The organism is Clostridium sp. LS (assembly GCF_002760435.1).
Taxonomy (GTDB): Bacteria; Bacillota; Clostridia; order Clostridiales; family Clostridiaceae; genus Clostridium.
Genome location: NZ_AUUU01000224.1, coordinates 1 through 17,822, shown reverse-complemented (window position 1 = coordinate 17,822; position 17,822 = coordinate 1). Strand labels below are relative to the sequence as shown.

Annotated in this window: 16 protein-coding genes; 4 read left to right on the top strand and 12 right to left on the bottom strand. The window is 29.5% G+C overall.

Translation table 11 applies throughout. The annotated features are described in order from the left end of the window. Positions 1-206: 206 nt before the first annotated feature. From COL3_RS26690 to COL3_RS26665, 6 genes are all read right to left on the bottom strand, one after another. Complete coding sequence (locus COL3_RS26690; protein WP_008429314.1) at positions 207-1,226, bottom strand: type II CAAX endopeptidase family protein; 1,020 nt, start codon at positions 1,224-1,226, stop codon at positions 207-209. Between the two features lie 108 nt (positions 1,227-1,334). Then, complete coding sequence (locus COL3_RS26685; protein WP_099716777.1) at positions 1,335-2,114, bottom strand: carbon-nitrogen family hydrolase; 780 nt, start codon at positions 2,112-2,114, stop codon at positions 1,335-1,337. Between the two features lie 27 nt (positions 2,115-2,141). Then, positions 2,142-2,486, bottom strand: coding sequence for a phenylpyruvate tautomerase MIF-related protein (locus tag COL3_RS26680; protein ID WP_008429318.1), 345 nt, complete (start codon positions 2,484-2,486; stop codon positions 2,142-2,144). A 442-nt stretch (positions 2,487-2,928) separates the two neighbouring features. After that, the gene (locus COL3_RS26675; RefSeq protein ID WP_008429320.1) at positions 2,929-3,834 is read right to left on the bottom strand and encodes a YafY family protein; all 906 of its coding nucleotides are present in this window, start codon (positions 3,832-3,834) and stop codon (positions 2,929-2,931) included. Positions 3,835-3,864: 30 nt separating this feature from the next. Then, positions 3,865-4,749 carry a radical SAM protein gene (locus COL3_RS26670; RefSeq protein WP_008429323.1) on the bottom strand — a complete coding sequence of 295 codons (885 nt, stop codon included), beginning with the start codon at positions 4,747-4,749 and terminating at the stop codon, positions 3,865-3,867. A gap of 39 nt (positions 4,750-4,788) precedes the next feature. Beyond that, the gene (locus tag COL3_RS26665; protein WP_008429326.1) at positions 4,789-5,247 is read right to left on the bottom strand and encodes a GyrI-like domain-containing protein; all 459 of its coding nucleotides are present in this window, start codon (positions 5,245-5,247) and stop codon (positions 4,789-4,791) included. A 251-nt stretch (positions 5,248-5,498) separates the two neighbouring features. Between COL3_RS26665 and COL3_RS26660 the strand changes: the two genes are divergently transcribed. The 3 genes from COL3_RS26660 to COL3_RS26650 all read left to right on the top strand — a co-directional run bounded on the left by COL3_RS26660 (position 5,499) and on the right by COL3_RS26650 (position 9,373). Then, positions 5,499-5,879 carry a response regulator gene (locus COL3_RS26660; protein ID WP_008429328.1) on the top strand — a complete coding sequence of 127 codons (381 nt, stop codon included), beginning with the start codon at positions 5,499-5,501 and terminating at the stop codon, positions 5,877-5,879. Positions 5,880-5,917: 38 nt separating this feature from the next. Further along, positions 5,918-8,860 carry an ATP-binding protein gene (locus COL3_RS26655; RefSeq protein ID WP_008429330.1) on the top strand — a complete coding sequence of 981 codons (2,943 nt, stop codon included), beginning with the start codon at positions 5,918-5,920 and terminating at the stop codon, positions 8,858-8,860. Between the two features lie 132 nt (positions 8,861-8,992). Next, positions 8,993-9,373 (top strand): Hpt domain-containing protein, encoded by a 381-nt coding sequence (locus COL3_RS26650; RefSeq protein ID WP_035284536.1) that lies wholly within the window; start codon positions 8,993-8,995, stop codon positions 9,371-9,373. Positions 9,374-9,573: 200 nt separating this feature from the next. Here COL3_RS26650 and COL3_RS26645 read toward each other — a convergent pair whose 3' ends face one another. The 6 genes from COL3_RS26645 to COL3_RS26620 all read right to left on the bottom strand — a co-directional run bounded on the left by COL3_RS26645 (position 9,574) and on the right by COL3_RS26620 (position 16,825). Next, entirely contained in the window at positions 9,574-9,975 is a 402-nt protein-coding gene (locus tag COL3_RS26645; RefSeq protein WP_008429334.1) for a response regulator, read from the bottom strand. Between the two features lie 36 nt (positions 9,976-10,011). Next, entirely contained in the window at positions 10,012-11,481 is a 1,470-nt protein-coding gene (locus COL3_RS26640; protein WP_008429336.1) for a hybrid sensor histidine kinase/response regulator, read from the bottom strand. Between the two features lie 51 nt (positions 11,482-11,532). Then, the gene (locus COL3_RS26635; protein WP_008429338.1) at positions 11,533-13,140 is read right to left on the bottom strand and encodes a methyl-accepting chemotaxis protein; all 1,608 of its coding nucleotides are present in this window, start codon (positions 13,138-13,140) and stop codon (positions 11,533-11,535) included. Positions 13,141-13,166: 26 nt separating this feature from the next. After that, the gene (locus tag COL3_RS26630) at positions 13,167-13,661 is read right to left on the bottom strand and encodes a chemotaxis protein CheW (protein WP_008429340.1); all 495 of its coding nucleotides are present in this window, start codon (positions 13,659-13,661) and stop codon (positions 13,167-13,169) included. Positions 13,662-13,771: 110 nt separating this feature from the next. Beyond that, positions 13,772-16,378 (bottom strand): methyl-accepting chemotaxis protein, encoded by a 2,607-nt coding sequence (locus tag COL3_RS26625; RefSeq protein WP_008429341.1) that lies wholly within the window; start codon positions 16,376-16,378, stop codon positions 13,772-13,774. A 75-nt stretch (positions 16,379-16,453) separates the two neighbouring features. Continuing rightward, complete coding sequence (locus COL3_RS26620) at positions 16,454-16,825, bottom strand: response regulator (protein ID WP_008429343.1); 372 nt, start codon at positions 16,823-16,825, stop codon at positions 16,454-16,456. A gap of 287 nt (positions 16,826-17,112) precedes the next feature. Here COL3_RS26620 and COL3_RS26615 point away from each other — a divergent pair, with 287 nt between their 5' ends. Then, positions 17,113-17,769 (top strand): response regulator transcription factor, encoded by a 657-nt coding sequence (locus COL3_RS26615; RefSeq protein WP_008429345.1) that lies wholly within the window; start codon positions 17,113-17,115, stop codon positions 17,767-17,769. Positions 17,770-17,822 lie beyond the last annotated feature (53 nt).

Genomic DNA, 17,822 nt, shown 5'->3' with positions numbered 1-17,822 from the left:
CAATACATGTAGAAAATTTAACATTAGTTCAAAGTAGCCGTTCCACCCTTTGCCGATAAATAACTCATTTTCTCTTATATCTTGAAGTTTCTTAAATTGCTTTAATTAATAGAAATAGGATAAACTTCAACTTAGCTTACCCTATCTTTAATTAGTTCTATATTCTATTTTTATTATTATCGAATTCAAATGTGCCTAATTACTTTCTAGCTAATCTTCATTATATTAGTTAATACCATAGTTACAATAATAAATATAACGTAGAAAATTACATATGCTAATGCCCATCTTCCACTAAAGGAATATTTAACTTTTTCATAAGTCATTAATAACATGGTATCTTCCTTTATTATTTCAATAAAGTCGTACATATAATAATAAATAAATAATGCAAACACTATAGCTCCAAATAAAATATATACAAATACAACTGCATTATAAATTAAAGGTATTTTTAATAATGATATTGCTGCCATTAAAAATGTTATTGTATTATTAAAAATATGAGCTATTATCGAAGGTATTATAGATTCCGATTTAATAGCTATGAATGCTAGGACTATTCCCATTAATACAGGGTTAATAAACTGAACAAGATTTAAATGAAACATTGAAAATAAAATCGATGTTACAATAATGGCTGTTAGGTTACCATATCTTCTCATGCTTTTAAGTATAAATCCTCTAAATATTATCTCCTCTAAAATAGGCCCTAAAAGGCAAACATAGATTAAAAATAAAACTAAATATACAGTTTGTTTTGGAAAACTAAAATCTGGCTGTGGTATTGTTATTCCCATGCTTTTAAGAATTGCTGAATATATTATATATAATAAACTTGAAATTGTTCCTGTTCCTATACAAGACACTGTCCCTAAAAATACAAACTTTTTAGTACTTTTAACTTCAGTAAATATATCTTTTTTAAAGCTTATTTTCGTAGTTTTAAATGCTAAAATAATTGCTATTATATCACCTATTATACACGGAAAATATCCTGTAAAAAATCCATATGTTTCTTTGGAAAATATAATGGCATTATTACTTCCAATTAAACCAAAGATAATATTCACAATTTTTATTCCAAATATAATCCCAAATCCTATTGCATATATTGATACAGCTAATATAAGAAGAATTCTAGCACAGTTTTCTCCAGTTATTTTTATTTCTTGCTTTAATGCTAACCTTCTATCATCAATTCCTTGTTGAAAATCATCTATCATTCTTTACCTACCATTCCACTACTTAATAAAAACTTATTATGATATTATATCATAATAACATCTTATTTTTATAATGTTAGTTTTCATACATTTCAATGTGGTTTTAGCTCACTTATTCAAAGTAATATATAATTTCTCTTGTCTATCTTTCTTTATATCAAATTTGTTCTTAATTTTTGTAATATCATTCATTTCTATATTACTTACAATTAAGGTTTCTTTCGAACTGATTTCATTTAATATTTCTCCATTAGGATTTACAAAGATAGATGCTCCACCGTAATGTAAATTATCTCCTTCTCCCACTCTATTTATTCCGATAATATAGCATTGATTTTCTATGGCTCTTGCTTTTAATAGTGTTACCCAATGTTCTTCTCTATCTTCTGGCCAGCTTGCTGCTACAGTTATTATTTGAGCAGCTTTAGATGCCGCTTGAAATATCTCTGGAAATCTTAAATCATAACAAATAAAAGGAGTTATTTTAAATTCGCCTATTGTAAATGTGCATATCTTATTTCCACAATAATATTTTTTATCCTCCCCGCCATAAGAAAATGGGTGTATTTTAATATATTGGGCTAGAATATTTCCTTCTTTAGAAATAACAACATATTTATTCTCGCCTTTCTCGTCAACCTTTACTGCAAATCCTAGACCAATGTTTACATTGTTATTTACCGCAACTTTCTTAATCCAATTTACTATTTCATTTTCTGATAGTAAGAGTTTTTGAATATTCATAGTGAACCCTGTAAATGTCATCTCAGGAAATAACACTAATTCCACATTACTTTTTGAAGCTTTTTGGGCAAATTCTTCAACCTTTTTCATGTTCTCCCTAGCATTTTCCCAAACTATATTAATTTGAGCTATTCCTATAATCAATTTAAAATCCCCCACTTTACTTAAAGCCTAAAAATTTCTTCCGTTCCAACCCCATTCTTGAACTTCTTCATATTTTACGTATATTTTATTTTGAGGTATATCTAACTCTTCCTCATATATATTACAAATTGCAGCTGTCAATTTTGCATAAGCATCTTTGCTAGCCTTTCCAAATATTTTAACTTCTATGAATGCTCCCTTATCTAATCTTTCTCCTGCAAAAAATAATGAATATTCATCTTCGAATCCAACCATTAAAAAAGTTTCACTCTTTCCTGGAATTAATTGTATTGCTTCTCCCAACTTTCTCTTAATTATTTCCTCTTTTTCTTTTGATATTTTCACACTAACCTTTGATCCTATAAATGGCATTTTGAAATCCCCTTTCAATAATAATATTACTTATCTCTATGGATAATTATTCAATAAATACTTTATTTTATTATAACATATGCAGTTCCTAGTTTATGCCTTCATTCCTTATTTCTTTAAATTTTATTTTAGGGATATATTATGTAGATAAATAATTTGTATATTTTATGATTTAGAGTAGTCGGAAATATATATACACTATTAATTAAGCTTAGGTGTGTATCAAAACCGAGAAATTAAGTACATATATGTAAAATAGGCATTTGAAAATAAACTGCTGAATGTTCTTAATAGGTGGTTGTTCCATTTTTACTTGTCTAATTAACAATTGGAGCAAGTAGAAATGGGTGCAACCACCTATTTAGAACATTCCAGTGAAATTTTCATAGTCCTATGGAACACATACGTACCTAATTTCGGTTGATACACTCCTAAACTTAGTTTACAGGTATTTTTTTAGTCCTTCTTCAAATTTTCTTTTTATGGCTTTTCTAATGCTTTCTGGCTTTATAACTTCTGCATACTCACCGTAGGACATCACATATCCAAAAATCCAATCTCCCTCAGGAAAAGTGGTGGTTACGGTAAAACTTCCATCCTCATTTTTTATAATATTCTCCTGGCTAAATTCATCATAAATCCTATATGCCATTTTCTCATGAATTTTTAAAACTAAATTGACCTTCTTATCTTTAAAAGATTTATCTGGTTCCCCAAAAATATTAACTGGAATTTCTCTTTTAAAGGTTTCATCTAATAAGAATAAATTATTAATTCTCCTAATTTTGAACATCCTAAATTCATTTTTAGTTCTACAAAAACTATATAAATACCATGACTGCCCCTTAAAAAAAAGCTTCAGTGGTTCAACAGTCCGCAAACTTTTTTCTCCATAGGAACTAAAATAATCAAAGCTCAAAAGCCTATTACTAAGAATGGCTGTCTTTATAATGTTAAACTTTTCTTTTTCAGTATCATCACTTCCCCACTGTGAAAAATCAACATCAATCCAACTCGTTCTTTCTTTTTTAAATACTGTGCTAAGCTTTTTCAAAACAGGTTCTACCTCAAGAAATTTCATAGCATTTAAACTTTGCAGGCTCATTAATATTTCATTTTGTTCTTTCTCAGACAATACAGATTTGTTAAGAACAAAATTTTCAATAATGCTAACACCTCCACCTTTCCCTTTACTAGTGTAAATAGGTATTCCTGCACCTGATAAAATATCAATATCACGATAAATTGTTCTAACTGATACTTCAAAGCGTTCTGAAAGTTCCTTTGCTGTTACTGTCTTTTTATCTAGTAAGATATATACTATTTCAAACAATCGGTTAATCTGCATTTTTATCACCTAAATTTATTATATATGTTTCTAAAATAATGACAATTGATCGTGGTCATATCCCTTTTTATATGCCTCAATAATATCCTTCATTTTATACAATATTCCATACTTATTACATTCCTTTTTTAAAAGCTCCCATAACAATTTTGCCTTTGGAGAATAACATTCATAATTATTTCCAAACTCTTTTATATATTTTTGTTTAATTCCTGGAAACTTCTCATCAAGCTTTTTATAATACCAATCTCTTTGATTTTGCCTTAAAGTAACTCCAAAGGCTGGGTATATAAACTTAGCTCCATTTTCATAAGCTAATTTAACTATACCCTCTATATTCTCTTCATTATCCTCTAAAAACGGGAGAACTGGCATAAGTAGAATTCCAGCAAAAATTCCATTTTGGGAAAGTTCATTTATCGCAGAAAATCTTTTTGAAGAAACCGCAACATTAGGTTCAATTTTCCTACAAAGCTCATCATTGCAAGTTGTTATTGTTACTTTTATAAGAACTGGTGAATGACTTGATATTTTCTTTATTATATCAATGTCTCTTGTAATTAAATCGCTTTTAGTAATCATAGAAATTCCAAAACCATAAGTATTAATTAACTCCAATGCACCTCTTGTAAGTTTATATTCTTTCTCAAATGGATTATAAGGATCGCTCATGGCTCCAGTTCCTATTACACCAGTTCTCTTTTTAGATCTAAGCTCTTTATTAATTAATGCAAGGGCATCTTTCTTTGCCCTAACTGTATCAAAGTTATCTATTCTATAGCATTCACTGCGACTATCACAATATATGCAGCCATGGCAGCAACCCTTATAAATATTCATATTATAATTATTTCCGAACCAAGTACTACTCTCGGAATACCCTGATACAATAGTTTTTGCATCTATAAAATTCACTAGGCTATCCTCCATTAAACGTATTTTCCTAATTGTACCTTAGGCTATTGAAATATAAATATCTATTTCTGCACTCTCCATATCACATCCACCTTTATATTCTTCAAAATCAAAACTAAATTTTCTGTTTAAATCCATCTTCCAAAGATTATTCCAAAACTCTCCTACTATTTCCATAGCATTACCTTTGATTTGAAACTTTGCATACTTACCTTCCGGAATTCTTATTATTTCAATTTCATTAGGTAAACTATCTTCATTAAAAATTTCACAACAGGTCATCATATCATATTTTCCATTAAGTTTATTTTCGTAATTTGTATACAATCCAATAGTGTTGTGATTTTTTTTATTTAAAATTGATTGGTAGAATCCCTCCATAAAAAATTTCTGCCATGTTTCGCTTATAACCTTTTGCATATTAGGATCACCATTACTCGTCTTAATTATAATTCCAGCTACTGTTTTTTCTTTTAACTTTACTATCTCATAATTCATGAATATCCCTCTTTCTAACTTTCTAAAAATATTTTAAATTTGTCATCTTTACTATATCAATCATAAGCTGACAACTGCATGTCATATCTCCTCTTTATGCTATAAATTATTTTATAAGAAAAACTTAGCATTTAGTTAAATTTTTTCTTGAAATATGATATATTAATATTAGATTGAAAATGATTTTTTTGTAAATATTAGGGTATTGTTATGGTTTTATTGGAAAATCGTGAGAGGGGGAATTTACACTTATGGTCGAGAACAAATTTATGTCGAAAATTTTAATTGTTGATGATAATATGGCTAATGTTTTACTTCTTGAAAAAATGCTAAAGTTATATGGTTACAATAATATAAAAACATTAACAGATCCTAGGCAAGTATTAGATTTATATCCAGTATATGAGCCTGACTTATTGCTACTGGATTTTAGAATGCCATTTATAGATGGGCTTCAAATTATAGATTCACTAAGCTTTTCAGGTAACTTCAAAAAATCACCAATAATAATGCTTTCTGCTGAAAATGAAAAGGAATACTTAAAAAAAGCACTGGATAAAGGCGCTGTAGATTTTATTACAAAACCTTTTAATATTAGTGACATAATTTTAAAAATAAAAACTGTGTTATAGATACATCCTTTGCCAAAGCAAAATTATGAGGTGATATTATGAAAAGAATAAAAAAACGTGAAGATATCTCACTTTATAAATGGATTTGGCATTCTTATATTAGTATTGCCTTAATACCATTAATAATTGTTGAATTAGTTTTTATTTCCATTTATTTTATTTCAAATTACTGGTCCCAGAAAGAAACAGTCACTTACTTAAAAGAGCAAGCGCAAAATGAAATTGGTCAAATTTCAAAACAAGAAACTGATTTAATTGATCATCAATTGTCATGTGTTGCAACTTCTATAATATACTTTAGCGATAAAATAGGACATGCTTTATCAACTTCAGCATCTTTTACTTCCGAAGATTACAACAGATTAACTTATTTAGATAATGGAAGTTATTATACAAAGGAAAATAGTTCAAGCGGCGGTGCGGCAGTTTATTATAACAATGCTTCACCACAACCAAATAAAGTTGCTAAAATTCTGACTCAGCAGGGATTAATGGCTGATATTAAAAATACTCAACCAATAGTAAGTTCAATATACTTTAATTCTTCTGATTCTCTAAGTGTAATATATCCTTATATAGATATTACTTTACACGACAGCCAACTAACCCATATTATTCAACCTACTCCTCACTATGAGAAGTATAACAATTATAGTTTTAAGGGAAAAGCAGAGTGGACGGGTACTTTTTGGAATGGTATCGATAACAATCTAATGACCTCAGTTATTTATCCAGTTTACAATAATGACTATGTAGAAGGGATTGTAGGTGCTAATATATCAATGAACGAAATTACGAATGAAGTATCATCAATGAATATTCCCTGGAATGGATATAGCCTATTAGTAAAAAAAGATGGTAGTATCCTTACATTGACAAATGATACTGAAAGTAATTTCGTACCAGCTAAAATTCTGGATGAAAATTCGAATCTTGACGGTATGAGCGATAACTTCAATCTAAATCACCTTAATTTATACACAAATAAAGATTTATCGTCTTTACAAGATGAAATAAATAGTAATGCAACCGGTTTTACAAGTCTTTCACTTAATAAAGAACCCAATGTTATATGTTGGAATACAGTATCAAATACAGATTGGAAGCTGCTCATAATTGTGCCAGAGAAAAATATCTATTCAAAAACTGAGGATTTAAAACATACACTAATTCAAATTGGTTTATTTATTATTTCTGGATTAATTATTTCCTACGTAATATTTTTCATAATTATTTCTAGAAAATCTAAGAAAATGAGCTATACTGTTGCTAATTCATTATTAGAGATTAATGACATCGTACAAAGAATTAGTGATGGAGATTATACTCCAAAAGCCCCAATACTCAGCATTAAGGAATTAAAGGATATATCGATGCAAATTCTTAAAATGGGAAAGCACTTAGGAGAAACAAACAGAAATTTATTAACTGCTCAATCTGAACTTAAGAAAAAAGAGACAGATTTAAAAGCTTTAATTAACTCTATTAAGGATATAATTTTAGAAGTAGATTCTAGGGGATACATAACTAACCTATGGTCAAGAGCCCATAATGATATTTATAAGGTGTATGAAGAAGGTTTCTTCAATTCCATTTCGGACCTTTTAGATAAAGAAACCTCTGAAATGGCAATAAATAAAATTCATCATGTAATTCAGTCAAAGGAAACTGATAGTATGGAATTTAACTTAGAATCAAATTCAGGGTTAATATGGCTTCAAGCTTTTATATCCCCACGTTTAAATGACTCAAATAAAGTTGTAATTTCAGCTAGAGATGTCACTAATCAAAAGAAATTGGCTCGCTCTCTTATTTCAGCTAAAGAAGAAGCCGAAAAGGCAAGTAAAGCAAAGTCTGAGTTTTTATCTAGCATGAGCCATGAACTTAGAACGCCGCTTAATGCAATTTTAGGTTTCTCGCAAATTTTAGAATTAGATTCTGAATCACCACTTACTGATTCTCAAAGTCAAAGTGTTAAGGAAATCTTAAAAGCCGGAAATCACTTACTAGAATTAATAAATGAAGTATTAGATTTGGCTAAAATCGAATCCGGAAAATTAAGTATATCAATCGAGTCAGTACCTATAAAACCAGTAATGGAAGAAACTCTTGCTATAATAAAACCTTTTGCTGATCAATATGGAATAAAAGTTATAGCCCATCCCATATTGACTTCAAACGATTTTGTTTATGCAGACCATACTCGTTTAAAGCAAATATTACTTAATCTATTATCTAATGCGATTAAATATAATAAGCAAAACGGTCAAGTTACTTATTATTATGATCGAGTTAATGACCAATATAGATTCCATGTTATTGATACAGGTATTGGTTTATCTGATTCTGATTTAGAACTTATATTCAAACCATTTCAGCGTTTAAACAAAATCAACAATTCTATAGAAGGCACTGGCATTGGACTTGCTGTCGCAAAACAATTAGCAGAGCTTATGAATGGTGAGATATATGTTATTAGTGAAAAAGATATGGGCAGTCATTTTTGGGTAGAACTTCCTTATGTTGAATCTCCTGTTTTACCTGATTCTGAAAATGTAATATCATCAGAAAAACCAAATTCTATTTCCAATGATAATACTTATAAAGTATTATATGTAGAAGATAATCCTGCTAATTTAAGACTCGTAGAGCGAATTCTAAGCCAAATAGTAAATATAAAAATGCTTTCTGCAACTTCTGGAGAGTTATGTTTGGATTTAGCTCTAGCTCATAAACCAGATATTATATTGCTAGATATAAACCTGCCAGGGATCGATGGTTTTGAAGTCTTTAAAAAACTTAAAATGTTTAAAGATACCTGTGATATACCTATTATTGCTATTAGTGCTCATGCAATGCCTAAAGATATAGAAAAAGGACTTAAACTTGGTTTTACAGATTACATTACTAAGCCGATTAATATTCAAAACTTTATCGAGACTATTTCAAACATATTAATAACTAAGAGCAACACACAGTGAAAATTATAAGTTATGAGTTATGGATGATATTTCTTGGAAATATCCTTAGAAAAGCCGGAGGCTTTTCATCCTATTAATTTATCACTTGTAGCTTATAACTTATCACTAATCTATAAAAGGGGGTATATACTTTTGGATCGTAATACGAAGTATGATATAACTGGCTTTACTATTGAGTTAGGTCTCAACCTAGAAGAAGTATATGTTTTATATGCTGAATTGATTTCTGAAATTAATTCAGCAATTTCAGAGATAAAATTTCTCATAGATAAGAAAGATATTACGAAAATAAAAAAGATAATTCATAATCTAAAAGGAGTTTCTGGAAATTATCGAATTACAGATGTTTATATGGAAACTAGTAGAATTAATGACATGCTAAAATCCGAAAATTACAATAATCTTGAACTTGATTTGAATAATTTATTTAATATTTGTGATATGGCAATAAAACAAATTAAAAATTACTTTAATCAAAAATCTATCTATATAGATACCCGAAATGTAAATTAGATTTAGACTAAATTGAATTAAAAGAAACACCGTTCCTCAAATCTATGGAAATATTGCTTAAAACACCTGAGAAAGGAAAAGTAGTTATAATAGATGAAAAGCCACAGGCCTTTCTAAAAAGATACTTTTTAGAAAAGCGCCTGTGGCATTTTATCCTTTATTTTCAATTGAATCGAGAATTAATTTATAGATACAAAATCTTAATTAGCTGAATCTAATTTTAATTTTTGCATTACTTCAACAAGTTTTTCTGTATTAATTGGCTTAGTTACATATACTTCACAGCCAAGTTCAAAAGCCTCTTGAACATCCTTTGCGTTATCTAAGGCAGTAATTACAAATTTTTTAGAAATCTCTTCATCAATAATCTCTTTTTCTTTTTCAATAGAAGTAATCATTTTTAAAGCTTTTAACCCATCCAGCTTTGGCATCATTATATCAAGGCATATGAGCCCATATAAATCATTCTCTTCCAATGAAAACATAAATGCCTTAACTGCTTCTTCACCATTAACTACCATATCACAATCACCGTACTGTGAAAAAAACTTATATAAAAATCTTCTATTAACATAATCATCTTCTGCAATAAGAATTCTCATTAATTAACAACCCCTCTAATCTAATTATTGTATGTTTTACATCAATCTCATTACATCTCTTTCTAACTGTTCAAATACATTTTTCACTTTATCTGCGTTGTTTCTTCTCGCATTTGCCTTTAATTTAAACCCCATCATCACTAAATCGTCAAATTTAGAGAGGAGCAAAGAGTCGTTTATAAAATCAGCTAATTTCTCAATTTTTTTCATATCATCTCTTGCATCCTGCATTTTTTGAAGAAGTTTTTGAAGCTCATTCTTTAATGCCATATTATTATTTCTGTTACCTACTTCCTCTATATCATTTACTTTTTTCAGTTCTCTGTAATATTTACTTGTATCATCTATTTTTGCTAATTTAAATGTAGCTGTAAAACTAAAAATACTTCCAGATGGTTCTTGATTTTCAACCCAAATCTCTCCATTTAACATTTCAACTAACTGCTTTGATAATGCAAGGCCCAGCCCTGTGCCTCCATATTCACGTGAATATGAATTATTTAATTGGCTAAAACTCTTAAAAAGCAAACTCTTATCCACTTCACTAATACCTATACCAGTATCCTTAACAGAGAATTTTAAGACAATAGTATCTTCATATATGTTCTGTTTTTCTACTGCTAACAAAACCCTTCCTTCATGAGTAAACTTAATTGCATTACTGATTAAATTGTTTAGTACCTGCTGAAGCTTTCCACAATCTCCATACAACAAGTCAGGAATTTCATAAAAATTATTATGCTCCAAAGTAATTCCTTTTACTTTTGCATTATAGCCATAAATTTTGATTACTTTATATATTAGATTCTTGAGACTAAAGTTAGTTTGTTTTAATTCCATCTTACCTGCTTCTGATTTTGAATAATCTAAAATTTCATTAACAATATTAATTAATGAATAGGCACTATTTTTAGCAATCAAAAGATTTTCTCTTTGTTCCTCATTCAAAGTTTCAGCCATTAGTGTTAATTCAATCATTCCAATAATACCATTAAGTGGTGTACGTATCTCATGACTCATATTAGCAATAAAATTACTTTTTGCTTTATTAGCTGCCTCGGCTTCCTCTTTTGCTCTTATAAGAAGATTTTTCATTTCTTCTTCAATTTTTTTTCTTTTAATTCTCTCATTCAATTCGCTAAGCTCGCGTTTTACAACAGGACCAAGTCGTGCTAATTTGTCTTTCATTATATAGTCCCTACAGCCGGCACGCATAGCTTCTACTGCTACCTCTTCCCCGATTTCTCCTGATACTATAATAAAAGGTATATCTAATCCCGTTTCATTTAGTATTTGCAGTGCTTCAACAGAGCTAAAATTTGGCATTACATGATCAGATAAAATAATGTCCCAACAACAGCTATCACTTAATGCACTTCTTAACTCATTCGCACTTTCTACTTGCTTATATTCTACATTAAATCCACTTGCTCTAAGCTGCGCTACTTCATAATTCAAAGAAGCCCTTGAATCCTCTATTATGAGAACCTTAATATCTTTTGTCATAAGTATCACCTCGTGGAAAAGATTTGAATTCATTTTCTAGGTTTCTATCCTTTATAAGTACTGGGGTACATTATCTAAATCAATATCATTATATTTTACAGGCCTATTGCTGCTTTTTAAATTGAATTGATTAACCTGCTCTTTAAGCAGCTCAGCTTGAGAAGCTAATTCTTCGCTAGCAGCTGCACTTTCTTCTGCAGTAGCTGAATTAGTTTGTACAACATTTGATACTTGCATAATACCTTGATTTAGCTGGGCGATTCCTTCTGCTTGTTCATTTGAAGCTACTGCTATCTGGCTTATAAAATCAGCAACTTTTACAGTATCCTCAACAATTTTATTTAAAGCATCTGCAGTTTGATCTGCTATCTTTGTCCCTGCTTCTGCTTTTTTAATAGAACCTTCAATCATATCTGCTGTTTCTTTAGCCGCCTTTGCAGATCTTGCAGCTAAATTCCTTACTTCCTCTGCTACAACTGCAAAACCTTTACCGTGCTGCCCTGCTCTTGCAGCTTCAACTGCTGCATTTAATGCTAAGATATTTGTTTGGAATGCAATTTCATCAATAACCTTTATAATTTTATAGATACTTGTTGATGCATTGTTTATTTCATTAACAGCTCTTTGCATTTCCTTCATCTGCTCATAGCCCTCTTCTGCATTGGCTTTTGCGCTTACTGCCATATCATTTGCATTTGTAGCATTTTCTGCATTCATTTTTGTTTGAGCTGATATTTCTTCAATAGACGCAGTTAATTCTTCAATTGAGCTCGCTTGTTCCATAGCACCTTGAGAAAGAGCCACACTTGAGTCAGATACCTGCTTTGAACCTGCTGAAACTTGTTCAGCTGCTGAATTAATGTTAGTCATAGTACTATTTAATTTATCAGTCATCTTTCTAAAAGAGGCTGCTAATAACCCAATTTCATCTTTACTATGAATATTAATATTTATATCAAAATCTCCATCAGCTACTTTATCAGCTATTTTTATTATCTTGCGAACAGGTTTGCTTATTGATGAAGAAATGAATAATCCTATAAATACTGCTATTACTATTCCTGCTATCAAAATTACTATTGTCATTGTTGCTGTACTTTTTGCTGTTTTGTCATTATTATCAGATGCGTCCTTAGCAAGGCTCAATTTCATACTAGTATAGCTTTTAACAGCTTTATCTAAGGAATTTACAGCTTTTGTACCTTCATTATAGAAGTAATTTGTTGCTTCCTCTTCTTTGTTTTGATTTTTTAATTGTATTACTTTGTCCAAAACATTCATATAATCCAATTTTGATGCTTTTAAATTACCTATGATATTCTTTCCTTCACTGGTAAGTGTAGTTTCGGTCAATTTATTAATACTCTCATCAAAAGTATTGCTAGCTTCTTTAATATTGTTGCTATATTCCTGTATTTTAGATGAATCTTTTGTTATTATTATATCTCTGCCATTTATCCGCATACTACTAAAAGAATTAGAAAGTTCAATAACATCTGATAATGGTGCTGTCATCTTCTCATACAGTTGAGTATCAAGGTCATTAATTTTATTAATATTTGAAATTCCTTGTATTCCTATTACTCCTGCAATGACAGCTACAACAAAAAATCCTAAAAGTATTTTTACACTTATTCTTAAATTATAAAACCATCCCATATTAATACCCCTCCCAACCTTTTGTCTTATTCAATATTGCTTAAAATGTCGGCATCATCTTCATTAATTAACTTATCGCAGTCTAAGATTAATTTAACTTCATTATCTATTTTTCCTATTCCTCGTATATATTTGTTATTAATTTTATTTAAATTTGGTGGTGGTATAATATCTTGATCCGGTATGTTTAACACTTCTGAAACACTATCAACAATTAGGCCAATTGATAGCTCATTTATATCTATTACTATTATGCAGGTTCTATCATTATATTCTCTAAATGCCTTTTTAAATCTTAACCTAACATCCATTACAGGGATTATCTTTCCCCTTAGATTAATAATCCCTCTAATATAGTCTGGAAGTTCTGGAATTAAAGTTATTGGCTGTATTCCAATAATTTCTGTAATATTATTTATACCTATCCCATAAGATTCATTATCGAGGACAAAAGTAAGATATTTTCCCTTTTGAGTATCTTCATCTGTTTCTACAATATCTATCATTAAATTTTCATTCATACTAACACTCCCTCTCTTTTTGTAAAAGCTAATGATCTTGTTGAGTTAATCTATCCGTCATGGTTATTTTCGGCATTTAAAGTTTTTTAATTTTTTATTATCTTAACACACTAATATTTCCCAAACTCTGTATCATCTAAATTTATTTTAATTTTTTTACCTGTATTAAATGATTTGCTGTTATCATTAATATTTTCTAAATTAAATATCTCCTTTTCACCTATATTATCTAAAAATATTCTATTTGAATTTGCTTTCTTCAATTTGAATTGCGATACTCTTTCTTTTAATGTTTCTGCTTGACTAGACATTTCTTCACTAGAAGATGCAGTTTCCTCTGAAGTAGCAGAATTCATTTGAGTAACTCTTGATATTTGCTGTATAGCATCATTTATTTGTATTATAGCAGAAGCCTGTTCACTACTAGATGCTGCTATTCTATTAACTATTTCAGAAGTACTGCTAATATCATTAACAATAGCATTTAGTGATTCTGCCGTATTATTTGCTATTATAGTTCCTGCATTCGCCTTCTTTATAGATCCCTCTATTAATGCTGTGGTTTCTTTAGCTGCATTAGCACTTCTGCCTGCGAGATTTCTTACCTCTTCAGCAACTACAGCAAAACCCTTTCCATGCTGCCCAGCCCTTGCTGCTTCTACTGCTGCATTAAGTGCTAGTATATTTGTTTGGAAAGCTATTTCATCTATAACCTTTATTATCTTCGAAATATTCTCAGATGCTTCATTTATTTCATTCATGGCCTTTAGCATATTATTCATTTCTGCGTTTCCATTTATTGCATTTGTAGTAGCCTTTGTAGCTAATTCATTAGCAGTGTTTGCACTCTTAGCATTCATCTTTGTTTGTTCACCAATTTCTGAAAGTGAAGCAGTTATCTCTTCTACAGCACTTGCTTGTTCCGCAGATGCCTGTGATAAACTTTGACTTGCATTCGAAACTTGAATTGATGCTGATGCCACTTCATTTGCTGATATATTAATATCAGTTAATACCTGATTAATTGCTTCTATTGATGAATTTAATCCATTTATTATACTTGAATAATCGCCTTTATAAGAATTTTCAATGTGCATATCCAAGTTTCCTTTTGACATTTCCATTAAAGCATTATTTATTTCTCTTATCGGTTTAGCAAAGGCATCTACAGCTTTATTTATTATATTTATAAGTTCTTTAAAGCTTCCAGTAAACTTCTCACTTTCACCTCTAACTTGTAAATTTCCTTCTGCTGCAGCTGTAAGTACTTGCACTTGTTCATCCACAACCTTAAGAATATTATTTCTTAATCCATTTAGGCTTTCATTTGCAATACCATACCTTCCTGGCAGCTTTTCAAGTTCAACTGTAAAATCACCTTCTGAATAGGACTTTAATACAGCAAATATTTTTATTAGTATATCTACAGATATCCACATTCCATCATTTACGCTTTGAGCCATTTGCCTGTATACTCCCTCAAATTTTGAAACATCTATTGTATCTCTTGTATTTCCTAGCTTAAATGTATCCTTCATCCAGTTAACTTCTTTTACAAACATATTTAAGGTATCAATTAATGTGTTCAAACTGTTTTTTGTTTTATTAAATTCCCCTTGGAATTCATTTTCAATCTTTTCTGGTACATTACCACTACTTATTCTATTTATATAATCAGCTGTTAAATTTATTGGTTCGACAAATGATTCTATTATGTTATTAATCCCATCAACCATTTCAGCCCATGAACCATTAAAATGCGATGAATCTATTCTTCTTGATAAGTTTCCTAATTTAATTTCATTGGCTATACCAATTTGTTCTTTAGATATATTAAGTAAGTTGTTTCTTAGCTCTTCTATATTTTCATTTACCAGACCATATCTACCAGGGAATTTTTCAAGTTCAACTGAAAAATCTCCTTCTGAATATGATTTAAGTACTGCAAATAACTTGATAAAAACTTCTATAGATATCCATGTTGTATCATTTATACACTCGGCCATTTCCTTATAGAATCCCTCAAATTTTGATATATCTATCTTGTCTCTTGTATTTCCTAATTTAAAAGTTTCTTTAAGCCAATATACATCTTTCCTAAATGTCTCTAAAACATCTATAAGTTGAATAATGTTATTTTTAGTATTATTGAATTCTCCATATTCTTCTTCACTAGGTCTAGTACAAACTTCACCCTTGCTTAATCTATTTATGTAATTTGAAGTTGTTTTAATATTTTTTATAAGAATGTTTATAGTTTCTAAATTGTTTTCACTTATATTTTTCCATGTTCCTCTATATTTTGACTTATCCAATTTTATATTAAAGTTACCTTTTTCCACATTTTCCTTAATACTATTGGAATCGTTAACTAAACTGCTAAAATTCCTTTGTATTACTTTTAATTCACTAGCAAGTTCACCATATTCATCTTCATTTATTATATTAATATCTCCATTAAACTCTCCATTTGCTATATTCCTAGTAAACTCGTTAATCTTTTTTATCGGTTTATATATTAACTCCATTAATATGTATCCTAAAATCACTGTAGCAACTATCGAGATTGCCCCAAAAATTATTATATTTGTTTGCACGTCCTCAGATACTTCTGCTTTCTTATAAGCTAAACCAAATAAAATTATTTGCGAAATAATTATAATCATAAAAATTAAACTAATTTTGTTTTTGATTTTTGAACCACCCAAATTAAACATATTCATCCACCCTAACTATAATTTTAATTTTCTTAACTACACCTTATACCCATTCATACCTATCGTTAAGTATCTCTACTTACTAATAGTTTCACTAATATTCATCAATTGTTTAGTTACAATTTCTTCTTTAAATGGCTTTACTATAAATGATACTGCACCTGCCATTATAGCTTCCTTAACTTGTATTTCATGCCCCATAGAAGAAATAACTATGATTCTTGCATTTTTATCAATAGTTTTTATAATCTTTATTGCTTCAACTCCACCAAGCTCTGGCATTGTCAAATCCATAGTCACAATGTCTGGTTTTAATACCTTATATTGTTGTACAGCCTTTATTCCAGTATCCGCTTCACCCACAACTTCAAACCCGCACTTTTCTAAAATTGTTTTCAAAGCCATTCTCATAAAAGCCGCATCATCTACAACTAATACTCTTTTCACAATTTTTACCTCCCTAGCACATTATTCTTCAATCTTCTGTCTTTTTTCTTAATAATTATATTTTAAATGCTTTTAATGTATCTTTGTAGTACCACAAGTCATGTAGTAATATGCAAATTGCACAACAAATTGGACTCTAAATGCAAATAGCATTGTTCTATTACAGACAAAATGTTATAATTTATAATAATATAAATTATTTTTTACTAGAATAGGGGTTTTTAGGTATTTATTTTTACGCAAAAATTTAATATATGTTATTATATTTGAGTAAAGAGGGGTTTTATATGACAAGGGTTATTATTGCTGAAGATCAACGACTTTTGAGAGAAAGCTTTAAGAATATAATTGAGAATAATAGTGATATCCAAGTTATAGCTTGTGCTTCTAATGGGGAAGAGGCCTATAACTTATGTAAAGAACACGAGCCTGAGGTCGTATTAATGGATTTATCCATGCCAATATGTAATGGCACTGAGGCTACTAAATTGATTAAATTAAATTTTCCATCAGTTAAAGTATTAATACTTACTGCCTCAAATGATAAAATGGATGTTACAGATGCTATAAGTAATGGAGCTGATGGTTATATTTTAAAAGATATCAGCACAGAAGAATTAATATTATCAATAAAGAGTGCTTCCTTAGGACTGGGTATAATCACTAAAGATGTATTGAGTCCTATAGTATCAAATCTTCGCAAAGAAAATAAAAAAACAAAAAAGAAAACCTTAAATATTGAAGGTATAAACATTTTTTTAACGGAAAGAGAGATAAAAATAGTATCTATGATTGTGGACGGAAAAGATAATAAGGAAATAGGTGCTTCTTTATTTATTGCTGAGGGAACAGTTAAAAATATAATTACAGAGATTATTTCAAAATTACAATTAAAAGATCGTACGCAATTAGCAGTATATGCCGTCAAAAATGGACTAGCTTAAGGCACATGAAAGAAAATAACAAGTCCAAAATGCCATGATTATTTTTCATCAGA